General features: G+C 47.4%; 9 protein-coding genes. All 9 read right to left on the reverse strand.

Annotated features, from left to right (window positions below; genetic code table 11):
• Positions 1-171 precede the first annotated feature (171 nt).
• The gene (locus C7B77_RS15625; protein WP_106306583.1) at positions 172-1833 is read right to left on the reverse strand and encodes a CTP synthase; all 1662 of its coding nucleotides are present in this window, start codon (positions 1831-1833) and stop codon (positions 172-174) included.
• 269 nt (positions 1834-2102) lie between these two features.
• Positions 2103-2420, reverse strand: a complete 318-nt coding sequence (locus C7B77_RS15630) for a hypothetical protein (protein ID WP_106306586.1) — start codon at positions 2418-2420, stop codon at positions 2103-2105.
• 161 nt (positions 2421-2581) lie between these two features.
• The gene (locus tag C7B77_RS15635; RefSeq protein WP_106306589.1) at positions 2582-3475 is read right to left on the reverse strand and encodes an ABC transporter permease; all 894 of its coding nucleotides are present in this window, start codon (positions 3473-3475) and stop codon (positions 2582-2584) included.
• Positions 3476-3513: 38 nt separating this feature from the next.
• The gene (locus C7B77_RS15640) at positions 3514-3708 is read right to left on the reverse strand and encodes a transporter suffix domain-containing protein (RefSeq protein WP_245894225.1); all 195 of its coding nucleotides are present in this window, start codon (positions 3706-3708) and stop codon (positions 3514-3516) included.
• Positions 3709-3778: 70 nt separating this feature from the next.
• Entirely contained in the window at positions 3779-4798 is a 1020-nt protein-coding gene (locus tag C7B77_RS15645; protein ID WP_106306607.1) for an ABC transporter ATP-binding protein, read from the reverse strand.
• Positions 4799-4978: 180 nt separating this feature from the next.
• Positions 4979-6121: an alanine--glyoxylate aminotransferase family protein gene (locus C7B77_RS15650; protein ID WP_106306595.1), complete on the reverse strand. Its 1143-nt coding sequence runs from the start codon at positions 6119-6121 to the stop codon at positions 4979-4981.
• A 297-nt stretch (positions 6122-6418) separates the two neighbouring features.
• Complete coding sequence (locus tag C7B77_RS15655; protein ID WP_106306598.1) at positions 6419-7009, reverse strand: DUF924 family protein; 591 nt, start codon at positions 7007-7009, stop codon at positions 6419-6421.
• A gap of 33 nt (positions 7010-7042) precedes the next feature.
• Entirely contained in the window at positions 7043-7606 is a 564-nt protein-coding gene (locus C7B77_RS15660; RefSeq protein ID WP_106306601.1) for a Uma2 family endonuclease, read from the reverse strand.
• A gap of 250 nt (positions 7607-7856) precedes the next feature.
• The gene (locus C7B77_RS15665; protein ID WP_106306604.1) at positions 7857-9551 is read right to left on the reverse strand and encodes an ABC-F family ATP-binding cassette domain-containing protein; all 1695 of its coding nucleotides are present in this window, start codon (positions 9549-9551) and stop codon (positions 7857-7859) included.
• Positions 9552-9747: the final 196 nt, after the last annotated feature.

Here is a 9747-nt window from a genome sequence, read left to right on the forward strand (position 1 = left end):
TCCCCCAACGGGGGGGTCTGGGGGGAGGTCTCCCCCCAGATCCGGGTTCTCCAGCACCAATAACTCAAAACCAAGCACTCTTCCAAAATCTATGAGTAATAGTCTTTATGAGGGGAGCAATACCACCTCCAACGAAGTCTAATAGACCTACTAAATCGCGATCGACAGCATCTAATCTACTCGATCGACTGCCAATTCTGGAATAGTATAATGCTCTACGTGCGCCTCCGCACCGACAATTCTTGCCAAAGCTGCGGACATCAAACCTTTGAATAAAGGATGGGGCAAACTCGGCGTAGACTGAAATTCAGGATGAAATTGAGTCGCAATAAAGAACGGATGCGTGGGGAGTTCGATAATTTCCACTAAGCGTGTATCGGGAGATGTCCCACTCACGCGATAGCCACTATTGAGAAATAGATTGCGGTAAGCATTATTAAACTCATACCGATGGCGATGGCGTTCGTAAATCGCGGTTTGTTGATAGAGCTTGTGGGCGAGCGTATTTTCTTCTAACCGACAGGCATATAAGCCCAAACGCATCGTCCCGCCCAGATCGACGACATCTTTTTGTTCGGGAAGTAAGTCGATAATTGGATTGGGAGTATCGGGATCGAATTCCGAACTATTAGCCCTGTCGAGTTTAGCCACATTACGCGCCCAGTCGATCGTTGCTGCTTGCATTCCCAAGCACAATCCCAGGAATGGGATCCCTTGCTCGCGTGCGTACTGAATGGCGGCAATTTTGCCCTCTACGCCACGAACTCCGAACCCACCAGGAACGACAACCCCTTGCACGTCTGCGAGGTATTTAGCTGCCCCCTGGCTCTCCAAATCTTCAGAATTCACCCAGATAAGTTCTAGTTTCGCACCTGTGGCGATCGCGCTATGCTTGAGAGCCTCGACTACCGATAGATAAGCATCACCGAGCTGGGTATATTTACCAACTAGGGCGATTTTAACTTCCTGAGTGGATGTCTGCATTCGATCGACTAAGTGTCGCCATTGAGTCAGATCGGGGGTACGCTGTTCGAGCTGAAGTAGATCGATCGCTTGCGAGGCAAGTCCTTCGCGTTCCATAATTAAGGGCACTTCATAAATGCTGCCCGCATCCGGCGCATTAATTACCGCCTCTACAGGTACATCGCAAAATTCCGAGAGCTTTTCTTTAATCCCTTGCGGCAGTGGCTGGACGCTGCGACAAACTAAAATATTTGGCTGAATCCCGATCGATCTTAATTCTTTGACAGAGTGCTGTGTCGGCTTGGTTTTCATCTCACCCGCAGTCGAAATCCACGGTACGAGCGTCACATGTAAATAAACTACATTGCGTTTGCCTACTTCTTTGCGGAATTGACGAATTGCTTCGAGGAAAGGGAGAGATTCAATGTCACCAACGGTACCACCGATCTCTGTAATTACCACATCGGGATTGGTATCTTTGGCAACTCGATCGATCCGTTCTTTGATTTCGTTGGTAATATGCGGGATGACTTGAACTGTGCCGCCATTGTAGTCGCCGCGCCGTTCTTTATTAATTACCGCTTGATAAATCGCACCCGTGGTGACACTATTGAGTCGCGACATCGATGTATCGGTAAATCGCTCGTAATGTCCTAAGTCTAAGTCTGTCTCGGCTCCATCTTTGGTGACGAATACTTCCCCATGCTGGTAAGGACTCATGGTACCCGGATCGACGTTGATATAAGGATCGAGTTTGAGGATCGAGACTGAATAGTTGCGCGATTTGAGCAGTCGTCCCAAGCTGGCTGCGACAATGCCCTTGCCAATACTCGAAACTACGCCACCAGTGACGAATACAAACTTAGTCATTGTGTTTGGTTTTCTCTACTTACTCGGTTACTATCGTAGACGGCAAGCCGTTCGACTAGATCATTGTGACATAGGTTGGGACTTTAAGGGATTGGCGATTGAAGATCGATCTCTGGACAGTATTTGGTAACCCCAGTCACGATCGAAACTTACCTAATTAATGTAAGTTGCTAGTTATAGCCAAAATTAAGGCAGAGGGAAAAGGGTAAAGGTGCGAACGTTCTACCTTTACCCTAAATAGCAGATTAAATAGCTAATAGCTTGGGAGATTATTTAGGCTTGACATTGGTAGCGGGAGCTGTTTTCGTGCGGCGCAATTCTTGGAGCTGGCGAGCGCGAAAATCTTGAGTAGCCGAATTTAGTTGTTCGCGTTGCTCGCTCTCGAAATTAGGGTTATTCTTGCTATTAATTTGGGCTTGATTGATTAGATTGAGCAATCCAGAAGTGTCGCCGCCAGAAGCTCTCCGAAATGGGTCGCGACTATCGCTACCATTGAAAGGATCGTTAGATTGAGCTGAGGCGATCGTGGGAATTAAAGACAGCGACAATCCTAATAGCAAACAGGCTGGGGTGCGGAATAGTTTCATGGTTAATCGATAAAGTAGGATGGATAAAGAAGGTAGAAGTGTATTTTTACGATCGGGATTTTAAACCCTGTTTTTAGATGCGATCGAAGATTGTAACTGAGTATTTAGTCGCAGAGAAACTATCAATTAAGATGTATGAAAACTGTAAAAAGTTCCTCAGACTAGGCTAAACGCCGTTTTAAGAGCGGTTGAATTGCCGTCAGGGTCAAAGCTGCAAAACCGAGCAAAATCGCCAGGGAGGTGCCAAAAGAAACCGTTCCCCAAGGTGCTTGGAGCACGATACTACTCAGATCCCATTGTGAGTGATTGTAGAGATAGCGAATGGGTTCGATCGCATAGGTGAGCGGGTTGAGCGAGGCGACCGTTTGCAACCATCCCGGCATAAATGTTAGGGGTGCGAGTGCGGTACTGGCAAACAGTAGGGGCAGGTTGACTACAAAAATTACGGCAATCAGTTCGATATGTCCGGGTAAGGCAAAGGTCAAACCCAAGCTCAGTGCGGTTACGCCCAATACCAGTAATAAGATAATCAGGGCAATGACTCCCAAGCCAGCCAGACTCGGCAACCCCGCACCCATCAGCGCATTGACGCCAATAATTGCGGCAGTTTGAATGAAACTTAATGCGACGATATAAATCGCCGAAGCAGCCACGATCGAGTACCGTGAAGCCAGCGGCGCGACGAGCAGCCGATTGAGAAAGCCAAACTCGCGATCGAACATTACTGGTAAACCCGCATTTAATGCGCCGACAAAGGCGGTAAATACGATCAATCCCGCACCTAAAAATTGGCCGTAACTCAGATCGTTACCCATCATTCCTTGGGGCGCATTTTGAAATAACGCACCAAATAAAATCAGCCACATCAGCGGCTGGATTACGCCAGCGACTAGCGTCGAAGGACGCCGCTGGAGTTGGATAAAGAGTCGTTTAGTCAGCGCGAGAGTTTCCTGGATAAAGTCAGCTAACTCATTCGATGGTAATGGTTGTTGAGAACGCAGGCGGTCGCTCGGTTGTAAATTAATAGATTTGGAAGTGTCAATTGTGCCGCTCATGAGAAGGTAATGGTGAATGAAAACTATCGATTACTTACCTACTTGCTGTTGGTAATTCGTTGCCACCAGTAATAGGGGCTTAACTTGCGACGGTAACGCTGGGCGAGTTCTTTACCTGTTAGCAGTATGCCCAACCAGAAGCTAACTTCACTAACGATAACTAGACTGGCTGTAATTGTGGCTTTTTGGGCGATCGCTGCGGGTAAATATGGAACGGCTACTAAGTTGCCCACAGTAGGCAAGAGATGACGATTGGTAATAACCTCAATTGAGACTTGACTTTTACCCGCACCGATTTGACCTCTAGCGCATCCGTTGTTTTTGCTCGGCTTTGAGGTCGCGACTGCTCGCTGCTGCTAGCTCGGCATCGAGGAGAGTTTTACCTGTGGCGGCTAGGTAGACATCATCCAAGCTCGGACGCGATTGGGAAATCCCAAAGATCGGCAATCCCGCCGATTGTAACGACTGCTGGATCGACATCAGTACATCGCGATCGGGTGTGACGACCAGATTGAGCGAATTTGCCGCCGTCGCATTGACGATCGCTTCTTGGACGAAAGGTAATTCACTGAGCATTTGCTGTGCTCGTTCGGCTTCCGAAAGCGGTGTAAACTCCCGAATTCGGAGTACGATGCGATCGCCGCCAAGCTGATTTTTAAGTTCCGATGGCGTCCCTTCTGCAATTACCAATCCTCGATCGATAATCCCCACGCGATCGGCGAGGGCATCGACTTCTTCGAGATAATGACTGGTAAGTAATATCGTCGTCCCGCTCGCACGCAGTTGGCGCAAGAAGTCCCACACGACCACGCGACTCTCGATATCGAGTCCGACTGTGGGTTCGTCTAACACCAGAACTTCTGGCTGATGCAGGAGTCCCGCCGCCAAGTCGATACGACGCTTGAGACCGCCGGAATAGGTGCCTGTCTTTTTATCGGCATAGCTGTGTAAGTCCAACACTTCGAGCAGGACTTCGATCCGCTGTCGAGCTTCGACCTTGGGAATATGATAGAGTGCTGCCTGAAGTTCGAGCAATTCTCGCCCAGTTAGAATCTTGTCGAGGGCGACTTCTTGGGCGACGTAGCCGATGCGCTTGCGGGCCTCGCGGGGCTGTTCGAGGACGGAAATGCCACTAATGTCGATCGAGCCGCTATCGGGTTTGGCGAGGGTACACAAGCAGCGAATTGTCGTGGTTTTCCCAGCACCATTGGGGCCGAGCAGTCCGAAGATTTGACCGCGCTCGACTTGAAAGGAGACATCTTTTACCGCTGGGACGGTGCCATAGCTCTTGGACAGATTTTGAATAGTTACTGCTGCTGCCATCATCTATCTCTGATTATGGACAATTAGTAGTCGAGCTGCGCGATCTCAATTTAGACGATCGGCTACCCTTCCACCAATCTCTATGTTAACAATTTCCGCTCTCAGTCGGGATGTTTTTTAGTCGATCGAGGTGAAATAGGGTCGCGATCGCCATAACGACGATCGAGCCGCTCGTCGCGATTAGATAACTTGTTTTAACGCTCCAATCAGGCGATCGACACTTTCGGGGCGACTGTTATAACCCATCAACCCAACCCGCCAAACTTTCCCTGCTAGTTCGCCCAAACCGCCACCGACTTCGATATTATGCTCGGTGAGGAGTTGCTTGGCAACAGCTTTGCCATCGACACCATCGGGGATGCAGACAGTTGTGAGCGTCGGCAAGCGATACTGTTTCTCGACGTGCATTTTTAGCCCGATCGATTCTAAACTCGACCAGAGATACTCGACATTCGCTTGGTGTCGCGCCCAACTATTATCGATTCCTTCCTCCGAAACTAGGCGCAAAGCTTCGCGCAAACCATAGTAAAGATTGATTGGTGCCGTATGGTGATAGACCCGCTCTGCACCCCAATATTTACCTAATAACAGCATATCCAGATACCAGTTAGGTACCTTTGTCGGTCGGGCTAATAATTTGGCCATCGCGCGGGGACTCATCGTAAATGGCGATGCTCCAGGCGCACATCCCAAGCCTTTCTGGGAGCAACTATAGGCCAGATCGACCCCCCACTTATCGAGGTGAATCGGCACGCCACCCAGGCTAGTTACGGTGTCGAGCAGCAGCAAACAGTCATACTCGCGACACAATTCGCCGACACCCTCGATCGGCTGGCGGCAACCTGTAGATGTCTCAGCGTGAACCAATCCCAGAATTTTTGGACGATGTTCGGCCATTGCCGCACGCAGTTCGTCGAGAGTGAAATTTTGACCCCAAGGTTTGGAAATCGATCGAACATCTGCACCATAGCGTCCCGCCATGTCCACCAATCTATTGCCAAAATATCCAGCAACCCCAATTAGCATCACATCTCCAGGCTCGACGCTATTGGCGATCGTTGCTTCCATTGCCGCCGAACCCGTACCGCTAACGGCGATCGTGTGTGGGTTGTCGGTTTGCCATACGTACCGCAGCAGCGACTGAATCTCATCCATTATCTGCAAAAAGGCTGGATCCAGGTGTCCCAATGGGGTGGTGCTCATTGCTTGGAGGACGGTAGGATGAGCATTACAAGGCCCAGGGCCGAGTAAAAGGCGGTCGGGAACGCTCAGTGGAGTTAGCTGCTTTAGTTGATTAGTTACGATCGACATTGCGAGTGTCATGGGGTTGTTCTCATAGATTTAGTTTCCATTATCACTCGATCGCTCGACCCTCAAGTCTAACGATAAGTTACAAAACCCCAGCTTTCGCTACTAACCACATATCCACATCGTTCCAAGCTGATTGAGTATCGGCAGCCACGGTGTAAGTCATGTAAATTCCAAACAATAAAATGTTTTGCTACTTCTGTCTGAAATCGGCGAAGCAAGACTCTGGATCGGCTCCTCCTCAACTTACCGAATCGATCGTGTCGAATTTCAAGCGAACACATTGCTATTCGATCGATTTAAAGTATTTTCTCAACCGTGAAAAGCATCGGGTCGAGCGAGAAATTCTAATTCCGCAGGAGTACTGACTCTACCTAAAATTTGATTGCGATGGGGGAAACGTCCGAAGGTTTTAATTAATTCGTAGTGAGTGCGCGCGGAATCGATCGCGATTTGACTGTCGGGATCTGCTGTTAAGGTTTCAATCAATTTCACCGACTCTAATTGGTCTTCGATATTTTCGCTATGCTCGAATGGTAGATAGATAAACCATCTTTGTACTGGCAATAACTCGCGATCGATTTCGGTTTCGATCGCATGTTTGGCGATCGATAAAGCGAGAGCATCGGTAGCAAAAGCAGTAGGCGTACCGCGAAATATATTGCGCGGAAATTGGTCGAGGGTAATAATTAAAGCCAAGCAACTAGATGCAGCATCTTTCCAGCCATCTAATAGACCAGCCGCTGCAAAATGATATACTTCTTCAAATCGATCTTTAATCTCGCGATCGATTATCGGATCGGATTTAAACCAGATCGATCGCGGTTTACCATACTGTTCGCCATTATTTAAAGCATCGGGCGTACCAAACCAAAAATCGAGAATTTCATCTACCCTACTCATGTTTTCTATGTCGTTGACTCTCTGTTTAACTATTTAAGCAAAGATGGAATCGATCTCTGCACTAAATCCAGGTAATAATGGTGAAGCAATCTTATCTCCAGCCAAAAGCGTCGCTACCAATTGCAGTTGTGCGTCGGTACGTCGATAGATTTCGAGAGTTTTTAATTGCCAGTTGACGATCCAATATTCTTGTACGCCGTACCGGGAATATAATTTCAGTTTGATACTTTTATCTCGCTGTTCGTTTTGTTCGCCTGAAGAAAGAATTTCTACTACCAGTTCTGGTGCGACTGTAAAGTGTCCCGCTGCATCGATACCTTGCTCTAGCCGCGCATTACTCGCCCAAACCACATCGGGAATCACTGCATCTGTAGGGGTAAAAATCACGCCAGGGGTTTGAAATGGTTTCCCTAATTTAGTCTGTCTCGACCAAGATTCTAGTTCAAAGTGGATATTACCACTACTACCTTGATGGCGAATGTGGGGAGCGCGAGTCACAAATAGTTCTCCTTCGATAATTTCATGGCGCAACCAACCGCCATTGTCGGGCATGGCATCGAGATCTGCGGTTGTCCAGTAGAGAGAATTAGCAACCATCGGTTAGACCTGGTAAACTCTTGCTCTATTATATTCGATCGATTCATATAGCAACAGCTAAGGTTGTTAGGATAAAACAGCGATGAAATCGCCGCTTGTGATGCGAAGTCTGCCTACGCAGACTAATAAAAAAAACTACCTTGGCTACTGCTATAACTATTTGCAAATAAAAGGTAGGGGTAATTCATGAATTACCCCTACCTTTTTATTTGCAAGGCAATTCATGAATTGCCCCTAATAATTTTTATGACTATTTTTTCTTCGCGCTAGCCTTTTCTGCCTTGGCGGCTTTCTTAGCAGCTTCGGCAGCGGCTAATGCTTTTTGTTTGGCGGCTTGGCGTTCTTCTTCTAGTTTGTCGAGATAATAGTGATAGTCACCTAAATACACCCGAAATTCGCCATCGCGGACTTCGACAATTTTATTAGCAACTTGGGAGATAAAGTATCGATCGTGCGAGACGATTAATGCCGTACCATCATAGTTGATTAGGGCATTTTCTAGCGTTTCTTTAGCGGGAATATCTAAGTGGTTTGTCGGCTCGTCTAGAATGAGTAAATTAGCCGGAATTAAAAGCATTTTGGCTAATGCAAGTCGGGCTTTTTCACCACCACTGAGCGATTCAACCTTTTTAAAGACCATATCGCCAGTAAACAAGAACTGACCTAATAAGGTGCGAACTTCTTCGTTTTTCCAGTCGGGAACTTCATCGTGAATGGTTTCGATGACTGTTTTAGTCAGATCCAATGCTTCAGCTTGATTTTGCTCGAAGTAGCTGGGGATGACATTGTGTTCGCCGAGTTTGATGGTGCCACTGGTTTGCTTTTCCATCCCCATAATCATTTTGAGGAGAGTAGATTTACCACAACCGTTGGGGCCTAAAAAGGCAATGCGATCGCCGCGTTCGATGAATAAATCGGTACCTAAAAAGAGAATTTTATCGCCATAAACGTGCTCTAAATTCTTAATATCTACAATTTCACGACCGCTGCGAGGTGCGGGAGGAAAGCGAAAATTGAGCGTGCGAACGCTACCTGTGGGAGCTTCGATCCGTTCGACTTTATCGAGGAGTTTTTCACGGCTTTTTGCTTGAGTACTACGAGTGGCACTGGCGCGGAATTTCTCGACGAAAGCTTGTTGTTTTTCTAGTTCTTTACGTTGCCGCTCGAAGGCATTTAATTGAGCTGAAGCATTCTCGGCTTTTTGTTCGAGGTAGGATGAATAGTTGCCGAGATAAGTACTAGATACACCGCGTTCGGTTTCGACGATTTGATTGCAAAGTCTGTCTAAGAACTCGCGATCGTGCGAGATAATTACCATCGGTGTTTCGAGCTTCCGGAGGTAATTTTCTAACCATTCGATCGTTTCTAAATCTAAATGGTTAGTCGGCTCGTCTAGTAGTAGTAAATCGGGGAATTGAAGCAAGATTTTACCCAAACTCATCCGCATTTGCCAACCGCCACTAAAGGCACTCACCAATCGATCGGCATCTTCTAATTCAAAGCCTACTTCTGGTAAAATCTTGTCGATTTCGGCTTCTAGTGCATAGCCATTCAACGCTTCGTACAATCGCTGCAATTTATCCATGCGATTGAGGAGGCTATCTAACTCATCACCGCTAGCAGTTTCTAGTTGATGGTGGATTTTGTCGAGTTCGGAGTGGACGCGATTGGCTTCGCCAAAGGCTTGCCACAATTCTTCTTTAACAGTCCGCGTCGGATCGACGTCAAATTCTTGGTTTAGATAAGCAATATTCAGACTCGCAGGACGAATAATTTCGCCGCTTGTCGGCTCGATTTGACCAGCAATAATCTTCATTTGGGTAGATTTACCCGCACCATTTGCTCCGACTAGTCCAATTCGATCTCCTGGCTTTACTTCCCAATTAATGTCCTTGAGGACTTCACCTGTGGGATAAATCTTGCAGATATGTTCCAGTCGCAGCATGAAATAATTTTCTCCAGGAGTAGTTAGAGCAGGGCGGGTATCCCAGTTTATATTTTAACAAAACTTTACCACTAGGTCACGTAAATAGTTGGGAGGGGTGAGGCTTTAGGCTTTAGGCTTTAGGTTTTAGGCTTTAGGTTTTAGGGGTGAGGCTTTAGGCTTTAGGCTTTAGGCTTTAGGTTTTAGGGGTTAGGGA

The sequence above is a fragment of the Chamaesiphon polymorphus CCALA 037 genome, from assembly GCF_003003845.1.
Taxonomy (GTDB): domain Bacteria; phylum Cyanobacteriota; class Cyanobacteriia; order Cyanobacteriales; family Chamaesiphonaceae; genus Chamaesiphon; species Chamaesiphon polymorphus.

Coding starts and splice junctions, on each gene's coding strand:
- C7B77_RS15625 (WP_106306583.1), bottom strand. CDS start 1,833: ATGACTAAGTTTGTATTCGTCACTGGTGGCGTAGTTTCGAGTATTGGC.
- C7B77_RS15630 (WP_106306586.1), bottom strand. CDS start 2,420: ATGAAACTATTCCGCACCCCAGCCTGTTTGCTATTAGGATTGTCGCTG.
- C7B77_RS15635 (WP_106306589.1), bottom strand. CDS start 3,475: ATGAGCGGCACAATTGACACTTCCAAATCTATTAATTTACAACCGAGC.
- C7B77_RS15645 (WP_106306607.1), bottom strand. CDS start 4,798: ATGGCAGCAGCAGTAACTATTCAAAATCTGTCCAAGAGCTATGGCACC.
- C7B77_RS15650 (WP_106306595.1), bottom strand. CDS start 6,121: ATGACACTCGCAATGTCGATCGTAACTAATCAACTAAAGCAGCTAACT.
- C7B77_RS15655 (WP_106306598.1), bottom strand. CDS start 7,009: ATGAGTAGGGTAGATGAAATTCTCGATTTTTGGTTTGGTACGCCCGAT.
- C7B77_RS15660 (WP_106306601.1), bottom strand. CDS start 7,606: ATGGTTGCTAATTCTCTCTACTGGACAACCGCAGATCTCGATGCCATG.
- C7B77_RS15665 (WP_106306604.1), bottom strand. CDS start 9,551: ATGCTGCGACTGGAACATATCTGCAAGATTTATCCCACAGGTGAAGTC.